The following is a 17,684-nucleotide window of genomic DNA, read 5'->3' on the forward strand; positions in this document are numbered from 1 at the left end:
GGCCGGCGGCAGAAAGGCCGTGCACGGCCGATGAATTTCCGCGCCGGATGTCAAACCGCCGTCGATTTCCGATGGAAATCGACGGCGCATTCGCGGTGCGCCCGTCAGGGACGCCTGCCGTCAGGGAGTGGCCAGGCCGCTGTCGAGCCTGCACCCGTCGGGGGTGCGGCCGTTGTCGCACCTGTTGAGCTGGAGGGCGTCCAGCGCGTAGGCGAACGACTGACCGGCCGGGCTCACCACCGAGGTCTGCACGCTCGCCGCCCCGGCCGGGGCGACCGCCGACACGTTGTACTCGGCCCAGTCGGGGTTCAGGGCGCTGAGCGTGCCGTCACTGCTCGACAGCGCCACGCCGGAGGCGTTGTACCAGGTCAGCCGTAACCTGACCGAGCCGGAGCCCGTCGTCGTCAGCCGGGCGAAGAACTTGTACCGCCGGCCGGGCGTCACCGCCGGCCTGCGGGTGACCGACAGCACCCCCTCAGCCCACGACTGGACGTTCATCGTCAGGGACCGCCGCCCGTCGTAGTAGCGGGCCGACACCGTGTTCTCCGGTCCGGGCGGGGTGACCTGCATCCATCCGCCGCCGGACACGCCGAACCCGGTCGGGTAGGCGTAGGGGGCGTCCGCCTCGATCGTGCGCTCCTGCGCGGTCAGCAGGTCGTTGCTGTAGCCGACGTCGCAGCAGACCGGCGCGGTGAGCATGGACCAGGTGGCCAGGTTGGCCCTGCGCTGGTGCGGATAGGTGCTCGTGTAGAACAGCGCGGTGAGCTCGCTCGGGTCGTAGTAGTTGTTGAACTCCTGGTCCACCGACCAGGTGTGCCAGGGCGTGGACATGACGTCGGCGTCCTCGTGCAGGACCGCCTCGGTCACCTTGGCGTGGTCGACGTCGAACAGGTGGATGAACTCGTGCAGCATGGCGGCGCTGTCCCATTCGTCGGTCACCGCCACGCAGAGCACGTCGCAGTGGGCGACCGCCCCGCCCTGGAAGTCCTCGAACACCATGTAGGTCCGGTTGCCGGGGTCGTAACCGGCCGCCACCAGGTCCTGCTCGATGACGTGGGCGGGGGTGTCGCCGCCGATCACGGCGTTCTCGACCTTCTCGGGGACGACGAGGGACCGGGCGAAGTCCGCCTGGCCCGACCGGCAGCTCAGCTTGACGTGCTGGTCGTAGTCGGTCGACTGGTCCAGCGACCAGTCGACGCGGTCGACGATCGTGGCGATCCGGTCGACGAACTGCTCGTAGCGGTTCCCGAACTCCTCGCTCCAGGCGTAGACGACCTGGACCGCCGGGGTGCTCCCGGTGGCGACGGCGGGATCGGACAGGGTGGTGACACAGCCCGGCCGGGGCACCTGCGCGTCGGCCGGCTGGGCGTGGGGGACGAACGGCTCGTCGGTGACGGGGCTGAATTCGGCATGCGCCGGATTCGCCGTCGATGTGATGGAAATCACCGCAATGAATGCAACGAACAACTGCATCGCTCGTACGCGCACAGTTTCCTCCCATAACGGAATCGAAGCGCCTCGAAATGAAAGAAAAACAGCCTGCGGTTTCGGCGTCGTTGCGCATGAATCCTTATGTTGATTGCGTACCGGCAACCGTGCGGTCCGGGCGTTAAAGGTGAATGACGAAACCTGTCCACGTACGACTACCGGCCACCGGCGGGTAAAAGGGCGCGGTACGGGACTCCGTCAGGGGTGACCGTGCGGGGATGGGGGCGCCGCTCCCGCCAAGGAGACACCGTGAACACCAGATTCAGAGCCGTCTCGCTCGTCATCGCCCTGGCCGCCGGGCTCGTCGTCGCGGGGGCGGGCCCGTCGTCGGCCGACGTCCCCGGCCGCGTCGTGGTCAGCGAGGTCAGCGACAGGAACTCCGACGACAAGGGCGCCGAGGTGCGCTGCCCGGACGGCACCCATGTGCTCGGCACCGGGGCCGAGATCACCAGCGGCGGCGGAGCCGTCGTCATCGACGAGGTCATCCCGACCGCGTACACGGTCAGCGCCTACGGCGTCGAGACCCTGGCCGGCACGACGGCGGAGTGGACCATCCGGGTGTGGGCCGTGTGCGGGAACCCGCGCACGGCCACCTACATCCGCTACCAGACGACCGCCTCACACCCCAACCCGAAGACGCTCGGGCTCGCCTGCCACGAGGGCGACTGGCTGCTCGGCTCCGGCTACCAGCTGGAGGGGGCGCGGGGCAACGTGAGCGTCACCGGGCTGATCCCCACCCTCGACGACGTCTTCGTGGAGACGAAGGAGAACCACCGGGGCTACGGCGGCAACTACTACCTGCGGGTGTTCGTGATCTGCGCCGAGGACGCGCCCTCAGGGCTGCAGGTCGTGTCCGAGGAGAGCGACGAGAACTCCGAGGACAAGGGCGCCGTCCGGCCCTGTCCCGAGGGGAAGCAGACGCTGGGGGCGGGATTCTCGATCCCCGGCGCGGCCGGCGAGACCATCCTCACCTATTTCATCCCGACCAGGGAGACCGCCATCGCGTACGCGCACGAGCTGAGCACCACGAGCCGTGAATGGAGCGTCCGGTCGTACGCGACCTGCGCGAACGAGTGAAAAGGGCAGAGCCCGCCCGGCCGAACGGAGGGGGGAAGTCGGCGGGGCGGGCTCTGCCGGTGAAGGGGATGTCGTCAGCGGCCGACGTTGGCCGGGTGGCCGATGGACAGACCGCTCTCGACGTCGAAGAAGTGCAGGTTGTGCGTGTCGACGACCAGCTCGATGTTCTGGCCGGGGCGCACGTGGCTGCGGGCGTTCACGCGCGCGGTCCACAGGGACTTGTCGCCCGAGAGCGGCAGGGTCGCGGCCTCTTCCTCGTCGCCGTCGTTGGCGGCGGCGACGGTGTCCTTGTGCTCGACCGGCGGGGCGTCGATCGTGAACAGGACGTTGATCTCGGAGCCGAGCTCCTCGGTCACGTTGGCCTTGACGGGGACGCGGGCCCAGCCGGCGGAGGCGCCGTTGGCGGCGACCGAGTCCTCGAAGTCGGAGGGGCGGATGCCGAGGATGATGCGCTTGCCGATGTAGCGCTCGAGGCCGGCCTTCTCGGCGAACGCCGAGTCGGGGACGGGGAGCTTGTAGCCGGCGAAGGCCACGGCCGCGCCGGCGCCGTCGCGGACGAGCTCGGCGTAGGTGAAGTTCATCGACGGGGAGCCCATGAAGCCGGCGACGAAGAGGTTGACCGGCTTGTCGAACAGGTTCTGCGGGGTGTCGACCTGCTGGAGGATGCCGTCGCGGAGCACGCAGACGCGGTCGCCGAGGGTCATGGCCTCGACCTGGTCGTGGGTGACGTAGACGGTGGTGACGCCGAGGCGCTCGTGCAGCTGGTTCAGCGAGGCGCGCATCGAGACGCGGAGCTTGGCGTCGAGGTTCGACAGCGGCTCGTCCATGAGGAAGGCCTGCGGCTCGCGGACGATGGCGCGGCCCATCGCGACACGCTGGCGCTGACCACCGGAGAGGGCGGCCGGCTTGCGCTTGAGGTACTGCTCCAGGCCGAGCATCTTGGCGGCCTCGTTCACGCGCTTGGCGATCTCGGGCTTGCTCATCTTGCGGAGCTTGAGGCCGAAGGCGAGGTTCTCCTCGACCGTCATGTGGGGGTAGAGGGCGTAGTTCTGGAACACCATGGCGATGTCGCGGTCCTTCGGCGGCAGGTGGTTGACCACCCGGTCGCCGATGACGATCTCGCCGCCGCTGATGTCCTCAAGCCCGGCGATCATGCGCAGGGCGGTCGACTTGCCGCAGCCCGAGGGGCCGACGAGAACCATGAACTCGCCGTCTTTGATCTCCAGGTTGAGGCCGTTCACGGCCTTGACCCCGCCCGCGTAGATCTTGTCGACGTTGTTCAGAACGATAGATGCCATGCCAGTCCTTCGCGCTCCGGAAGGCACGCGCGGACCCCGGCGCCGCCTTCCCCTTGAGGGAAAAGTGGATACGTTTTCATGCATCTCACCCGAACCGGACATCCGTGTCAAGCGACTCGCCCGGTTTCACCTTGTCATCGCATGTCGCGTTATCGTCCCGAGACTGGCGGTGACGATGGAATGATGATGGAATCGTTTCCATGAGCACTCCTGGACCGCGCCGGATCACCATCAAGGACGTCGCCGAACTGGCGGGAGTCGGGGTGGCCACGGTGTCGCGGGTGTTGTCGGGCGGGTCGGCGAGCGCGGAGACCCGGGAGCGGGTGCTCGACGCGGCGACCAAGCTCGACTACCGGCCCAGCGCCCTCGGTCGCAATCTACGTCAGCAGCGCAGCGGCGGGGTCGCGCTGCTGGTGCCCGACATCACCGACGGGTTCTACGCGCGCCTGTGCGACGGGGTGCTCTCGTGCGCGCGGTCCTACCGCGAGCCGGTGACCATCGGGGTGACCGGCGACGACGCCGAGCAGGAGGCCGACCTGGTCGGCGGGCTGCTGGAGCAGAGCATGGACCGCATCATCGCGGTGCCGACCGGCGACGGCGAGATGTGGGCGAGCGCGGTGCGCGCCGGGCTGAACGTCGTGTTCGCCGACCGCCGCGTGTGGTCGCCCGGCCAGCACGCCCGCGCGCTCGACGAGGTGCCGGCCGTGCTGACCGACGACCGGGCGGGGCTGCGTACCGCGATCGAGTATCTGACCGGGCTCGGCCACCGCAAGATCGGCTTCCTGGCCCGCCAGGGCATGTCCCACCGGGTCGCCGCGTTCCGCGAGGTGATGGGCGACCTGCTCGACGAGGACCTGGTCGTGTTCGCGCGGGCCAGCCGCGACTCGGCCTACGCCGCCGCGGCCGGGCTGTTCCAGCGGCGGGCCGACCTGACGGCCGTGATCGCCGGGGGGAACATGCTCGGCGAGGCGGCCGTGCTGGCCGCCCGCGAGCTCTATGTACGCATCCCGCGCGACCTGTCGCTCATCATGTTCGACGACGTCCCGTGGGCGGAGTTGTGCTCGCCCCCGCTGACGGTGATCGCGCAGCCCGCCTCCGACGTCGGCTACCGGGCGGCCGAGCTGGTGCTGCGCCACGGGCGGCGGCCCCGCACGGTGTCGCTGCCGACCGAGCTGATCGTCAGGAGCAGTTGCGCTCCTCGGCGGTGACCACGGTCCGCTGCGGCTTGGCCATCGGCTGCTCCGGCACGACCGGCGCGGCCGTGGAGGCCGGCTCGACCAGCCGCAGCTCCAGGGTCCGGGTCTCGTCGGCGGCCAGGTCGAGCGTCGTGGAGAACACCGGGTGCCCGTGCTCGGTCTCCTGCCGCAGCCCGGTCACCTTGCCGTCGAGGTACGCCTTCTCCAGCCGCGACCCCGCCGAGGTGAACACCGACACCCACACCTTGCCGTCGCGGTCGCCGTTGCGCAGCGTCGCCGACACCGTGCTGCCACACTCGGGGGACACCCGGTATTCGACGGTACGGTCGAGGTTGCGCCCGATCCCGTCGCCGCCCGCGTCGTTCACGACCAGGTAGGCGAACGGCCCCGGCGCGGGGGTGAGCACGCCCGCGAGCGGGGTGCGCTCCAGCAGCGCCTGCTCCCCGGGGTCGGCCGACCAGATCCTGATGTGCCCCTGGTCGATGACCTTCATCAGGCCCGGCAGCCCGGCCAGGCCCGACAACCGCGCCAGCGTGGCCGCGTCGGCGCCGATCACCCCGTCGACACGCTGACCGTGGAGGGCGGCCCAGATGCGGGCGGCGTACGGGAAGTGCGGCGAGCGGTTCGACGCCTCCAGGGTGCGGGTCGCGCCGGTTCCGTAGCGGGCGGCGTAGCCGGCGCCGAGGTCGGCGGCGGGCCCGTCGAGGTCCGGCGCCTCGCGGACCGGTTCGACGGTCCAGCCGGTCGGCGCGATCGTCACCACCCCGAACCCGCGCACCACTCCCCCGGTCGCCCGCGCCCGGTCGGGGCTCTGCACGGCGACCAGGTAACGGCCGCGCAGGCCCGCCAGCGCGGCCAGGGTGTCGACCCGCTGCAACGCGGTGACCTGCGGCAGCACCGCCCGCGCCGCCTGCAGGTGGCCGACGGCCCGCGGGATCTCGGTCCGGTTCTGGCGCAGCAGCAGTTCGAGGCCGGTGGCCAGGTCGAGCGCGGCCCGCGCGTAGTCGCGGACCGTCCGGGCCGGTTCGCCGGCGAACGGCAGGTGGGACAGCAGGGCCCAGTCACGGCCCGAGGTGTAGCGCATGGCGGCCTCGGCCCCGGCCCGCGCCTCGCCGATCCGCGCCGCCACCTCGGGGCCGGGCGGGATCAGCCGGGTCGAGGCGGCGAGCTCCTTGAACGCGTCTCTGGCCTCCGACAGGTGCCGCGCGGCCGAGACGCCCAGGTAGACGGGCCAGGCCACGCCGAGGGTGGTCGCCGTCAGCGCGGTCGCGACGACCGACGTCCGCAACCAGCCCTTGCGCCGCCACGCGACGCGCGCCCAGCCGACCCGGGCCCACCGCACCCTCACCTCACGCGCCTCGCTTCGGCCCGCCTGCGCCGCCGGGCCCCGGCGGCCAGCAGCACCCCGGTCAGCGCCAGCCCCGACGCGGCCACGGCCAGCGCCTCCAGCGGCGCCCCGGTGAACGGCAGGTCCTCGGCGACCGGGCGGCGCGGGTCGACCGCGGGCGACTCCCAGCCGTCGAGGAAGTCGACGGTCGCCTGCTCGCCCGTCACGAACGCGTCGGCCACGTCCTGGGAGATGTCTTGGGAGACCGGCACGGCGGCGGCCAGGCAGGTCCACATCAGCCCCGCACAGGCGAGGACACGCGCGGCGAGCATGGCCTCCCCCGGAAAGAGCAGCGGATTCCGGCCGCAATCGGGCCGGTGCTCCCTTCCTACGAGCGCGGTCGCGCGGGCCCGCCGAGCGGCGCGCCCGCATGACCGAAACTTGCCGCCGGCGTCAGAGATTCTTCTCGATCGCCGCCACGACCTCGGCCGACTCGGGCTCGATCTGCGGGGCGAACCGCGCGGTGACCTCGCCGTCGGCGTTGACGGTGAACTTCTCGAAGTTCCACTTGACGTCCTCGCCGTCGCCGATCAGCGCGCGGTAGAGGGGGTGGCGGTCGTCGCCGTTGACGTCGGCCTTCTCCAGCAGCGGGAAGTCGACGCCGTAGGTGACCGAGCAGAACTCCTGGATCTCGTCGGCGGTGCCGGGCTCCTGGCCCATGAACTGGTTGCACGGCACGCCGATGACGGTGAAGCCACGCGGCGCGAAGGTGTCCTGGAGGCGGACCAGGCCGGTGTACTGCGGGGTCAGGCCGCACTTGGACGCCACGTTCACGACCAGTGCCGAACGCCCCTGGAGGAGGTCGCCGAGCGTCGTGACCCGGCCGTCGAGGGTGGTCACGGGGATGTCGAGATTCGTCATGGGGCCGACTCTACCGAGCGTCACTTTCGTCCCGCTCACCACGTTCCGGCGACCTGAAACCCCAGGCGGCGGGCATTTCCCCGCCATCGGGACCTCTCCCGTCCGCCCCTCCCCGCCAGCGCCGGGCCGTGTGATCACCCGGGCTTGGCACGGGGTCGGCAAACAACCGTCCTCGGGGGGTCGAAGACGCGGCGGCGCGGTGGCCGTACGTACTTCAATCCGCGCTAGAGCGAGACGCGGGCGGCCGGCGGCCGGCCGTGGTTCGCGTCTGGAATCTGCCCAACAGCAAAGTCGCGGTGCCTCCTGGGGGTTGTCTGTTGTCCCGGGGACGGCCGCGCGGACCGGTGTGCGCGAGCCATGGGCGTACCGGCACGGGGGTTCTCCCTCGTCGACCGCACGCGACCCGAGGACAAGGACCGATTTGGACAGCATCAGCGCACGTCGCGGCACCGTCGCGGCCATGCTCGCGTTCGCCGCGCTCGCCGGGGCCACCCCCGCCTCCGCCTGCAAGGGCGAGCATGACGGCCACTCGTGGAAACGGCGGGCCGCACCGTCGATCAAGGTGAGCAGCAAGATCTACGCCCACCGCCTGATCCTGCGCCGCGACTGGGCGCGCCGGGAGTTCCGCTGCCTCGACAGCCTGTGGACCCGCGAGAGCAACTGGAACCACAAGGCGCGCAACCAGTGGTCGGGCGCCTACGGGATCCCGCAGGCCTACCCCGGCGACAAGATGGCCCGCGCGGGCTGGGACTGGCGGGTGAACCCCCGGACGCAGATCCGCTGGGGCATCGGCTACATCAAGGGCCGGTACGGCTCGCCGTGCGGGGCGTGGGGACACTTCCGGGCCCACAACTGGTACTGAGGGGCAACCCCCTGGCAGCGGGGCGCGGTGACGGCGCAGACTGCCGGTCATGGACGGGATCGTCGCGGCGTGGCTGCGCCTCGAAGCGCGGCGGCGCGGCCGTTCGCTGCTGATCCTGGCCCTGCTCGTGGCGTTCGGGACCGCCACCGTGCTGACCGCGGCGGCCGGGGCCCGGCGGGGCGGCGGCGCGGTCGGCCGCCTGCTGGCCGTCACCGCCCCGGCGACCGCCGTCGTGGTGCCCAACCGGGCCGGCTTCGACTGGGCGGGGCTGCGGGCGCTGCCGGAGGTCGAGGCGGTGACCACGTTCCCGGGCTACGTCGCGACGCTGGTGGCGGAGGACCCCGACGACGACCCCTCGCCGTTCATCGCCGCCGACGCCGACGCGATGCGCACGATCGAGCGCCCGGTCGTGCTGGCCGGGCGGCTGCCCGATCCGGCGAGCGCCCACGAGGCGGTGGTGACCCCGGCCTACGCGGCGCGCGGCTTCGGGGTGGGCCGCCGGGTGACCGTGCTGCTGCCGACGTCCGGCGACGCGGCGGCCGCCATCGCCGGGGCGCGCACCGGCCCGCCGCGCGGGCCGAGGGTGCCGGTCACGATCGTCGGGGTGGTGCGTTCGGCCTGGTACGCCGACGAGCCCGGCGGGCGCGGCCACTTCATCCCGTCTCCGGGCCTGGTGGCCGCCTATCCCGGCGAGATCCTGGGGCCCGCCCGCCAGGCGCCGCTGAACGGCCTGGTCAGGGTCGCCGGGGGCGGGCTGCCCGCGTTGCGGGCGTGGCTGGCCTCCCGCGGCGACGTCGAGGTCGCCGACCGGGCCGACCACCTCGCCCACGTGCGCCAGGTCATCGGCTTCGAGACCGGCGGGCTGCTGGTCTTCGCCGTCGCGGCGTTCCTCACCGCCGTGGTGCTGGTCGGCCAGGCCGTCTTCCGGTACGCCACCGCGTCGGCCGCCGACCTGCGCCCGCTGACCCTGGTGGGGATGACCCGGCGGCAGGCCGCCACGGCGACGGCGGCGGCCGTCCTGCCGTCCGCGTTCCTCGGCGCGGGGGCGGGCGTGCTCGGCGCGGTCGCCGGTTCGGCGTGGTTGCCCTACGGCACCGCCGCCCTCTACGAGCCCTCTCCCGGCCTCGACGCCGACCTGCCGGTGCTGCTCGCGGGCTGGGCGGCGGTCACCGCGCTGGTCACGGCGGGCGCGGCGGTCACCGCGCTGCTCCCGAGGGCGCGTCCGGCGGCCCGGCGGTCGGCGCTGACCGGGCTCCCCCTGCCGGTGCCGGTGACGACGGGCCTGCGGTTCGCGCTCGAACCGGGCAACGGGGTGGCGCTGGCCGGCGCGGTGACGGGCGTGCTCGGCGTGGTGGCGGCGGCCGTCTTCGCCGCCGGGGTGGCCGACGCGGCGGCCCGGCCCGAACGGTTCGGCCAGCGGTACGCCCTGATGGTGGTGTTCGGCTTCGACGGCCGCACGTTCACCCCGCCCCGCCCGGCGCTGGAGTCGATCGCGGCGCTGCCGGGGGTCGCCGGGGTGCTCGACCTGCGGGTGGCGTCGGGCCGGTCGGGCCGGGTCAGCGTGGTGACCCACACCTACGACCCGGTGGGGCCGCCGGTGCCGCTCGTGCTGACCGAGGGGTCCGGGCCCCTCTCCGGCGACGAGGTGGTGCTGGCCCTGACGACGGCCCGCGAACTCGGGGCGGGCGTCGGCGACCGCGTCCCGCTGACCGGCGACGCGGGCACCCGGGAGATGCGCGTCAGCGGCCTGGGCTTCGCGGTCGAGAGCTCCACGACCGGCTACGACACCGGCGCGTGGGTCACCCCGGCGGCCTACGACACGATCTTCACCGGCTTCAAGGAGCGCGGCGGCCTGATCGGGCTCGCCCCGGGCGCCGATCCCGCGGCGACGGCGGCCCGCATCACCGAGGGCTCCCGCGGCCGGTTGCTGGTCTTCCCGCCGTTCGTGCCGCCGCAGCGGGCCGAGATCCGCAACGTCGGGGTGCTGCCGGTCGCGCTCGGCGGGTTCCTGACGGTCCTGGCGCTGGGCGCGACCGCCCACGCGCTGTTCACCGTGGTCCGCCGCCGGGCCCGTGAGCTGGCGGTGCTGCGCGCGCTGGGCCTGACCCCGGGCCAGGCGCGCGGCGTCGTGGTGGTCCAGGGGGTGGTCACCGCGGTGATCGCGCTGGCGGCCGGGGCGCCGCTGGGGCTGGCGCTCGGCCGGATGTTGTGGCGGGTCACGGCCGGGGTCATGCCGCTGCAGTACGCGCCGCCCCCGGCGCCGCCGGTGTGGCTGGCGGCGGGGGCGCTGGCGGCGGTCGTCGGGCTGGCGCTCTGGCCCGCCCGCCGCGCGGCCCGGCTCCCCCTGGGCGCGGCGCTCCGGGCGGAGTGATCACCTCGTCCGCTGGGCCAGGCGGCCCGCGATGGCCTCGATCATCAGGTCGAGGCCGAAGTCGAACTCGGCCTCGTGGTCGCACGCCGACAGGTGCGGGGCCAGCGCGCCGATCTCGGGGAACAGCTCCGGGTCGACGTCGGACGCCCTGATCGCGCCGTGGACGGGGGCGAACGTCGGGGTGACCCCGACCTCGCGCAGGAGCGAGCCGATGACGTACGCGATGAAGACCCGGAAGATCTGCACCGCCTCGCGCTCGCCGAACCCCGCCTCGCGCAGCGTCGACAGCGCCCGTTCCACCGGCAGCATGCCGGCCGCCGACTTCAGCTGGCGGCTCACCACGACCATGGTCGAGCGGGGGTGGGTGTGCGCGATCTGCCGGAAGGCGCGGGCCTGCATGCGCACCCGGCCGGTCCAGTGGGCGGCGGGGTCGTCGGTGAACTCGACCTCCGACAGGATCGCCTCGGACACGGCGTCGAGCAGGGCCGACTTGTTCGGCACGTGGTTGTAGAGCGACATCACGCCGACCTCGAGGTCGGCGGCGATCCGGCGCATGGAGACGGCGTCGGCGCCCTCGCGCTCGATCAGGTCGATGGCGGCGGCGACGATCCGGGTGCGGTTCAACGGTGGCACGCGACCAGTATTGACCGGCGGTAAGCTGCGTGTCACTGTCGAGACGTACAGCGTACGTACGGGAGGCCCACACGTGTCCACGCACGAGCTCTACACCATCCCCGCGGACATGCGGACCTGGGACGTCGAGATGGCCGGCTCGGCCCGGTTCACCTGGGAGTACGACGACGGTCGCGACCGCATGCTGGCCCTCTACCAGAAGGGCAAGGACAAGCAGTGGGACTCGGTGAAGCGGATCGACTGGGGCCTGGAGGTCGACCCCTACGACGTGCTCGGCATCCCCGACGAGACCATCGCGATCTACGACTCCCCGCTGTGGCACCGCATGGACGACCGGACCCGCAAGGAGGTCCGCCGCCATGGGGCCGCCTGGCAGTTCTCCCAGTTCCTCCACGGTGAGCAGGGCGCGATGATCTGCTCGGCGCGCATCGTGGAGTCCGTACCGGACCTCGACTCGAAGTTCTACGCGGCCACCCAGACCATGGACGAGGCCCGCCACGCCGAGACCTACGCCCGGTTCCTCCAGGAGAAGGTCGGCCTGGCCTACCCGATCAACCCCTACCTGAAGTCGCTGCTCGACTCGACCCTGAGCGACTCCCGCTGGGACATGCCCTACCTGGGCATGCAGGTCCTGATCGAGGGCCTGGCCCTGGCCGCCTTCGGCGTCATGCGCGACATCACCACCAAGCCCCTGCCCAAGCAGATCCTCGCGTACGTCATGCAGGACGAGGCCCGTCACGTCGCCTTCGGCCGCATGGCGCTGCGCGACTACTACGCGGGCCTGTCGGAGGCCGAACGCCGCGAGCGGGAGGACTTCGTGATCGAGGGCTGCTGGCTGATGCGCGACCGGCTGCGCGGCCGGGAGCAGTGGGAGGCCCTGGGCCTGTCGAAGACCGAGGTCGAAGAGGCCCACAAGCTGGTCGACGAGTCGCGCTACCTGCGGCTGTTCCGCTCGTTGTTGTTCAGCCGCATCGTGCCGTGCGTGAAGGACATCGGCCTGTGGAGCCCCCGGCTCCAGCAGGCGTACGTCGACATGGGCGTGCTCGACATGGCGGGCCAGAACCTCGACGACCTGATGCGCCAGGACGAGGAGATCGCCGAGAAGCTCGACGAGGAGCGGTTCGCCAAGGAGGAGGCCGAGCGCGCCGTCGAGGTCGCCGAGACGATCGCGGCCGCCACCAGCGACTAACGCCGCACGACCACCTTGCCGATCGTCGACCCGGCCGCGACGATCGAGTGGGCCCGGCGCAGCCCGGCGGCGGTGAACTCGTCGATCTCGGTGGTGAGCGTGGAGCGCAGGCGGCCCGCGTCGAAGTGGGCGGCGGCCTCGTCGAGCAGGCGCCCTTGGGAGGCCATGTCCGGGGTCTGGAACATGGCGTGGGTGAACATGAACTCCCAGTGCCAGGAGATGCTCTTCGCCTTGAGCGGGAACAGGTCGGGGTGGTGGTCGTCGATGGCCACGACGTGCCCGAAGGGCTTGACGATCTCGGCGTAGGCCTCGATGTTGCCCTCGGAGAAGGGCGAGAACACCGCCTCGACCCCGTCGGGCGCCAGCGCCTTGACCGCGTCGACCAGCTTGTGGCGGTCGACGGTCGCGTCGGCCCCCAGGCGCATCACCCAGTCGTGGGTCTCGCCGCGCGCGGCCGTGCCGATCACCCGGAGCGACGTCAGCTGCTTGGCGAGCTGCACCAGCATCGACCCGACCCCGCCGGGCGCGCCGACGACGAGCAGCGTGCCCGTGGTGCCCGAATGGGCCCCCAGGTGGGTGAAGAGCGACTCCCAGGCGGTGATCGTGGTCAGCGGCACGGCGGCCGACTGGGCCACCGACAACGTGCGGGGCCGGTGGCCGGCGATGCGCGCGTCGACGGCGTGGAACTCGGCGTTCGCACCGGGGCGGGTGACGTCGCCGGCGTAGTAGACCTCGTCGCCGACCTGGAACCCGGTGACCTCCGGCCCCATCTCGACGACGGTCCCGGCGGCGTCGAAGCCCAGGATGCACCGGTCGTCGACCGCGCCGGCGGCGATCTTCACGTCGACGGGGTTGACCGAGACGGCCTCCACCCGGACCAGCAGGTCGTGCGGACGCGGCGACGGCACGGGCACCTCGACGTCCACGAGGCCGCCCGCGCAGGTCGCGACGGCGCGCATGGTGTTCCGCTCCATACACAGCAGGCTAGGGAGACGACGGTCACCGCCCGGCAAAACGGGTCAGAAGACCACGAAAACGAAGCCGCCGGCCACCGCCGACAACACCCCGCCCCACAGGATCAGGGCGTCGCCGCCGTGCTCGAACGGCCGCTGCTGGTGCAGCGCCTCCTGCACCTGCCGGAACCGCCGTCCGGTACGCAGCAGCGTGACCGCCCCCAGCAGCGCGGCGATCCCGAAGAACACGATCGCCACGACGTGGCCCGAGGCCCGCGCCGTCACGCCCGCCCCGCCGAGCCCGAAGGTGGCCAGCGCGGTGGCGGTGCGGACCCAGGCCAGCCGGGTGCGTTCGCTCTGGAGGCCGGGGTCCCAGGTCTCAGCCGACAAGGATCAGCACCAGCGCCAGGACGGCGACGCCCGCCACCCCGTACCCGAAAAGAGGCGCGAGCCTCGGCGGCGGCAGGGGTTCGGCGCGGCGCAGGGCCGTCTGGACCGTGCGCCAGCGCGGATAGGCGAACGCCGCCGCCAGGGCCGAGAGCAGCACCAGGACGACGGCGAGGGTCGTGCGGACCCAGGGGACGAAGAGGTCGGGGGGCACCGCCGCCATGGCGACTCCCCCGGCGCACAGCGCGAGGGAGGTGCTCAGCCACGTCAGGTAGGTGCGTTCGTTCGCCAGGGTGAACCGGGGGTCGGGTTCTTCTCCGTCCATGCCGAAAAGGATATTTCACCGCAATTCAGGCATGGCTTGCCGGAATAGCTACTCCCCCGCGCAGGCGGACGTGAGGGTCTCGACCCATCCGACGGAGTCGGCGGCGAGCTTCTGGAGGGCGTCGACGGCGTCGTTGGCGTTCTGCACGTTGAACGCGTCGAGCTTGCCCGCGATGTCGTTGGCCGCCTCGGACAGGGTCGTGTTGGCCGCGTCGTTGGCCAGGTTCTCCAGCTTGCTCGCACCGTCGGCGAGGGCGGTCTCGACGGCCTGCGGGTCGCTCGCGAGGCCGGTCACCTTCTGTACGGTCTCGGTCACGATGCCGGCGGCCTGGATACACTGCTGCGTCTTGTCGATCGCCCCCGTGATCTCGTTGAGCTCACCGCAACCGGTGAGCAGAACGAGCGACAGCGGAACGGCGGCAAGAGGGAGGAGTCGCATGGCCTGGAGCCTAATGCACGCGAACCTGCCCCAAGCGCCCCAACACAAAGGGGCAGGTCGGAATGTCCGCGATGCGGCGTCGTACGATCAAGAGCATGGGAATGTGCGAACATCTGCAGGTCGCCGGAGACCCGAAGCCGACCTCCCCGCAGGGGTGCGAGGAGTGCCTTCAGGAGGGCACCCGGTGGGTCCACCTGCGCAAGTGTCTTGACTGCGGGCATATCGGCTGCTGCGACTCCTCGCCCCGCCGGCATGCCACCGCCCACTACAAGAACGCCGATCACCCGGTCATGCAGTCGTTCGAACCGGGTGAGGCGTGGAAGTGGTGCTTCATCGACAACGTGATGGGTTAGTCGCGCTCCAGGGTGGCCTCTTCGAAGTCGAGCTCCGCCATGATCCGGCGCAGCACCTCGTCGTCGATCCTGCGCTGGTCGCGGAGCCTGATGAAGACCGCCCGCTCGGCGGCGAGCATCTCCCGGCGCAACCGCCGGTAGACACTCGCGGGCGTCTCCTCGCCCTCGGGCCCGGTGCCGCCGCCGAGCCGCTCCCAGGCCATCCGGGCCACCCGCTCCGACCGGTCGCGGAGCCCCTGCACGACCTCCTCGTGGATGTCGAGCACCCCTTCGGCCACCAGTTCGTCGAGCCGGGCCGTGGCCGCCGCCGCGGCGGCCTGCTGGGCCGCGGCCTCCGACAGGTCGTCCTCGAACCGCTCGCGCTCGTTGGAGATGCCGAGCCTGCGGATCAGCCAGGGGAACGACAGTCCCTGGACGACCAGCGTGCCGATCACCACCGAGAAGGTCAGGAACAGCAGCAGATCGCGTTGCGGCACGTCGGCCGGCAGCGCGAAGGCCGCCGCCAGTGACACCACGCCCCGCATCCCGGCCCAGCTGAGCGTGGCCACGTTCTGCCACGGCACCTTGGGCTCCCGGGCCCGGATCTTCTTCGACAAGATGCGCGGCAGGTAGGCGCTGGGCACCATCCAGAGCACCCGGCTCAGCACCGTCACCCCGAACAGCACCAGGGCGTACATGGCGACCGTGGCGGGCTCGTAACCCTCCAGCCCGGCGATCAGCGGCAGCAGCTGGAGCCCGATCAGGGCGAAGACGATGCCCTCCAGCAGGAAGTCCATCACCTGCCACACGGCGGCCGACAACAACCGGGTGCCGTAGGAGGTGCGGCTCATCTGGTGGCCGAGGTAGATGCCGACGACGACCACGGAGATCACGCCCGAGGCGTGCACGACCTCGGCCGCCAGGTAGGCGCCCCAGGGCACCAGCAGCGAGATCGCGTTCGCCACCAGGGCGTCGGTGATCCGGGTCAGGATGTAGCCCGCGACGTAGGCGATGGCCAGGCCGATGGCCAGGCCGACGCCGGCGGCGAACAGGAACTGCCCGCCCGCCGCCACGAAGCTCACCCCGCCGCCCGCGATCACCCCGATCGCGACCCGGTAGGCGGTCAGCGCGGTCGCGTCGTTGAAGAGGCTCTCGCCGATCAGCACGGTCATGACCCGGCGGGGGAGGCCGAGTTTGCGTCCGACCGCCACGGCCGCGACGGCGTCGGGCGGCGCCACGATCGCGCCGAAGGCGATGGCCGCCGGGATGGTCAGCTCGGGCACCAGCAGGTAGGTCACCGAGGCGACCACGGCGGTGGAGAACAGCACCAGCCCGATCGAGAGCAGCATGACGGGCCGCTTGACGTCGCGCAGCCGCAGGTAGGAGCTGTCGAGGGCGGCCGAGTAGAGGAGCGGGGGGAGGAATACGAAGAGCACGATCTCCGGGCTCAGTTCGTATTCGGGCACGAAGGGGATGATCGACGCGATCAACCCGGCGAGTACGAGAAGCAGAGGGACATTCCAGTCCATCCGCCGGGCGAGCGCGGAGACCGCGAGCGCCCCGGCGGGAAGGGCCAGCAACTGGAGAATTGTGATCGCTTCCATCAAGCGGTCATCGTATGTCCCTCAGTGACTAGCTCCAGTCACGCCTGTCGTCGGCGCCCTCGGGACGGACCCGCTCGCCGGTGGAGTACATGGGCGGCTGCCCCTCCACGTAGGGCCGCGCGACCGGGCCGCCGAGGCCCAGCGGGTCGTTGGGGTCGACGCCCGGCTGCTGCGGCGGCTGCTGCTGGTAGCGGGGGTCGGCGTACTGCGGCTGCGGCGGGTACTGCTGCTGGACCGGCGGGGGCTGGAACGACGGGTCGGTCGAGTAGACCGCGCCCTGGGCGTACCCCTGCGGGTAACCCTGGGGGTCGCCCTGGCCGAACGGCTCCGGCGGGAACGGCGGCGGCGCCTGCACCAGGTGCGGGCGCTGCGGCTCCGGCGGGAACGGCGGGTAGGGCTGCTGGGGCGGCAGCTGCTGCGGAGGCATCTGCTGCTGCGGGGGCATCGGCGGCTGCTGGACCTGCGGGGGCTGGTAGCTGCCGGTCTGGTAGACCGTCGCGTCGGCCTGGTAGACGTCGCCGCCGGGGAAGGGCTGCTGCTGGTGCTGGCCCGCCTCGCCGTCGGGCTCGGGGTCGAACTGGTAGGCCGGACGGCCCGGGATCGGCGACGGGAACTGGTAGACCGGCTCGGCCGGGACCTGGCCGTCGAACGGCGGGAAGTCGGGCGGCGGCGGGGCCGCGCGGCGCGGCCGCTCACGCGGCGGGGCCTGCTGGTCGACGGCGACCAGGCGGTCGCGCGTCGGGGCGCCCCGGGCGACCAGCACGTCGTTGGGGCCCAGCGCGGCCGGGGCGGCCGGCGCGGGCTGGCCGTAGGCGGGGGTGGCCTCGGGGTAGGGGCCCGGGTCCCACCCGGCCGGCATGGGCTGCTGCTCCTGCGGGAAGGGCGGGAACGGCTGCTGCGGCGGCATCGGCTGCTGCTGCTCGGGGGCGGGCGGGCGCGAATACTGGCCCGTGCCGGGGTATTCGCCCGGATAGTCGGCCAGGTCGGGCGCCGGGAACGGGCCCGTGCCGGGCTGCTCATGGCCGCCCGCGGCCTGCCCGGTGGCCTCGGCGTAGCCGACCTGGAGGGTCTCCAGGAGGCGGCCGACGTCGTCCATGGGCATGCGGAAACTGGCGGTGCACATCTCGCCCCGCCACAGACTGAGGACGAGGGTGCCCTCGTGCCAGGTGACCCGCAGAACGCGGTCCTGACCTCGGGCGTCAAAGAAAACCTCGCCGAAGGATGGCAGCGGGACGACTTCCGACATGACAGACATAGTGCCTTTACCTGCCCTTATCCGTCCA

The 17,684-nt window shown here is 72.1% G+C and carries 18 protein-coding genes; 6 read left to right on the top strand and 12 right to left on the bottom strand.

The annotated features are described in order from the left end of the window. Positions 1-120: 120 nt before the first annotated feature. Complete coding sequence (locus tag AW274_RS03340) at positions 121-1,446, bottom strand: hypothetical protein (RefSeq protein ID WP_062429204.1); 1,326 nt, start codon at positions 1,444-1,446, stop codon at positions 121-123. Between the two features lie 291 nt (positions 1,447-1,737). Here AW274_RS03340 and AW274_RS03345 point away from each other — a divergent pair, with 291 nt between their 5' ends. Further along, positions 1,738-2,565 (top strand): hypothetical protein, encoded by an 828-nt coding sequence (locus AW274_RS03345; protein ID WP_062429207.1) that lies wholly within the window; start codon positions 1,738-1,740, stop codon positions 2,563-2,565. 74 nt (positions 2,566-2,639) lie between these two features. On the opposite strand, the gene AW274_RS03350 is transcribed toward AW274_RS03345, so the two are convergent. Then, the gene (locus AW274_RS03350) at positions 2,640-3,863 is read right to left on the bottom strand and encodes an ABC transporter ATP-binding protein (RefSeq protein ID WP_062429208.1); all 1,224 of its coding nucleotides are present in this window, start codon (positions 3,861-3,863) and stop codon (positions 2,640-2,642) included. 200 nt (positions 3,864-4,063) lie between these two features. Here AW274_RS03350 and AW274_RS03355 point away from each other — a divergent pair, with 200 nt between their 5' ends. Continuing rightward, on the top strand, positions 4,064-5,071 hold the full coding sequence (locus tag AW274_RS03355) for a LacI family DNA-binding transcriptional regulator (RefSeq protein ID WP_062429210.1): 1,008 nt from the start codon (positions 4,064-4,066) through the stop codon (positions 5,069-5,071). Here AW274_RS03355 and AW274_RS03360 read toward each other — a convergent pair. From AW274_RS03360 to AW274_RS03370, 3 genes are all read right to left on the bottom strand, one after another. Then, a complete protein-coding gene (locus AW274_RS03360) occupies positions 5,043-6,407 on the bottom strand; it encodes a DUF4012 domain-containing protein (protein ID WP_198168996.1) in 1,365 nt (454 codons plus the stop codon). The two genes, AW274_RS03355 and AW274_RS03360, sit on opposite strands and share 29 nt — an antisense overlap. Beyond that, the gene (locus tag AW274_RS41030; protein ID WP_062429214.1) at positions 6,404-6,718 is read right to left on the bottom strand and encodes a hypothetical protein; all 315 of its coding nucleotides are present in this window, start codon (positions 6,716-6,718) and stop codon (positions 6,404-6,406) included. Before AW274_RS41030 ends, AW274_RS03360 begins: the two co-directional genes overlap by 4 nt. 121 nt (positions 6,719-6,839) lie before the next feature. After that, positions 6,840-7,307 carry a glutathione peroxidase gene (locus AW274_RS03370; RefSeq protein WP_062429216.1) on the bottom strand — a complete coding sequence of 156 codons (468 nt, stop codon included), beginning with the start codon at positions 7,305-7,307 and terminating at the stop codon, positions 6,840-6,842. Between the two features lie 421 nt (positions 7,308-7,728). Between AW274_RS03370 and AW274_RS43120 the strand changes: the two genes are divergently transcribed. Next, positions 7,729-8,169: an aggregation-promoting factor C-terminal-like domain-containing protein gene (locus tag AW274_RS43120; RefSeq protein ID WP_439648743.1), complete on the top strand. Its 441-nt coding sequence runs from the start codon at positions 7,729-7,731 to the stop codon at positions 8,167-8,169. 49 nt (positions 8,170-8,218) lie between these two features. Next, positions 8,219-10,540, top strand: a complete 2,322-nt coding sequence (locus AW274_RS03380; protein WP_062429218.1) for an ABC transporter permease — start codon at positions 8,219-8,221, stop codon at positions 10,538-10,540. Here AW274_RS03380 and AW274_RS03385 read toward each other — a convergent pair whose 3' ends face one another. Then, entirely contained in the window at positions 10,541-11,173 is a 633-nt protein-coding gene (locus tag AW274_RS03385; RefSeq protein ID WP_062429220.1) for a TetR/AcrR family transcriptional regulator C-terminal domain-containing protein, read from the bottom strand. A gap of 73 nt (positions 11,174-11,246) precedes the next feature. Between AW274_RS03385 and AW274_RS03390 the strand changes: the two genes are divergently transcribed. Beyond that, entirely contained in the window at positions 11,247-12,362 is a 1,116-nt protein-coding gene (locus AW274_RS03390; RefSeq protein ID WP_062429222.1) for a ferritin-like domain-containing protein, read from the top strand. Here AW274_RS03390 and AW274_RS03395 read toward each other — a convergent pair. The 4 genes from AW274_RS03395 to AW274_RS03410 are packed head-to-tail and all read right to left on the bottom strand — an operon-like array spanning position 12,359 to position 14,465. Further along, positions 12,359-13,336, bottom strand: coding sequence for a zinc-binding alcohol dehydrogenase family protein (locus tag AW274_RS03395; protein WP_062429223.1), 978 nt, complete (start codon positions 13,334-13,336; stop codon positions 12,359-12,361). The genes AW274_RS03390 and AW274_RS03395 overlap by 4 nt on opposite strands. Before the next feature lie 45 nt (positions 13,337-13,381). Beyond that, entirely contained in the window at positions 13,382-13,705 is a 324-nt protein-coding gene (locus tag AW274_RS03400) for a DUF202 domain-containing protein (RefSeq protein WP_062429225.1), read from the bottom strand. After that, positions 13,695-14,027: a YidH family protein gene (locus tag AW274_RS03405; RefSeq protein ID WP_062429227.1), complete on the bottom strand. Its 333-nt coding sequence runs from the start codon at positions 14,025-14,027 to the stop codon at positions 13,695-13,697. Before AW274_RS03405 ends, AW274_RS03400 begins: the two co-directional genes overlap by 11 nt. Before the next feature lie 48 nt (positions 14,028-14,075). Then, complete coding sequence (locus tag AW274_RS03410; RefSeq protein ID WP_062429229.1) at positions 14,076-14,465, bottom strand: DUF8711 family protein; 390 nt, start codon at positions 14,463-14,465, stop codon at positions 14,076-14,078. Between the two features lie 95 nt (positions 14,466-14,560). On the opposite strand from AW274_RS03410, the gene AW274_RS03415 reads away from it, so the two are divergent. After that, entirely contained in the window at positions 14,561-14,818 is a 258-nt protein-coding gene (locus AW274_RS03415; protein WP_062430105.1) for a UBP-type zinc finger domain-containing protein, read from the top strand. Here AW274_RS03415 and AW274_RS03420 read toward each other — a convergent pair. Continuing rightward, the gene (locus tag AW274_RS03420) at positions 14,815-16,401 is read right to left on the bottom strand and encodes a Na+/H+ antiporter (RefSeq protein ID WP_062429231.1); all 1,587 of its coding nucleotides are present in this window, start codon (positions 16,399-16,401) and stop codon (positions 14,815-14,817) included. The two genes, AW274_RS03415 and AW274_RS03420, sit on opposite strands and share 4 nt — an antisense overlap. A 28-nt stretch (positions 16,402-16,429) precedes the next feature. After that, positions 16,430-17,647 (bottom strand): hypothetical protein, encoded by a 1,218-nt coding sequence (locus tag AW274_RS03425; RefSeq protein WP_062429233.1) that lies wholly within the window; start codon positions 17,645-17,647, stop codon positions 16,430-16,432. Between the last annotated feature and the right edge of the window lie 37 nt (positions 17,648-17,684).

The organism is Herbidospora daliensis, assembly GCF_001570585.1.
Taxonomy (GTDB): Bacteria; Actinomycetota; Actinomycetes; order Streptosporangiales; family Streptosporangiaceae; genus Herbidospora; species Herbidospora daliensis.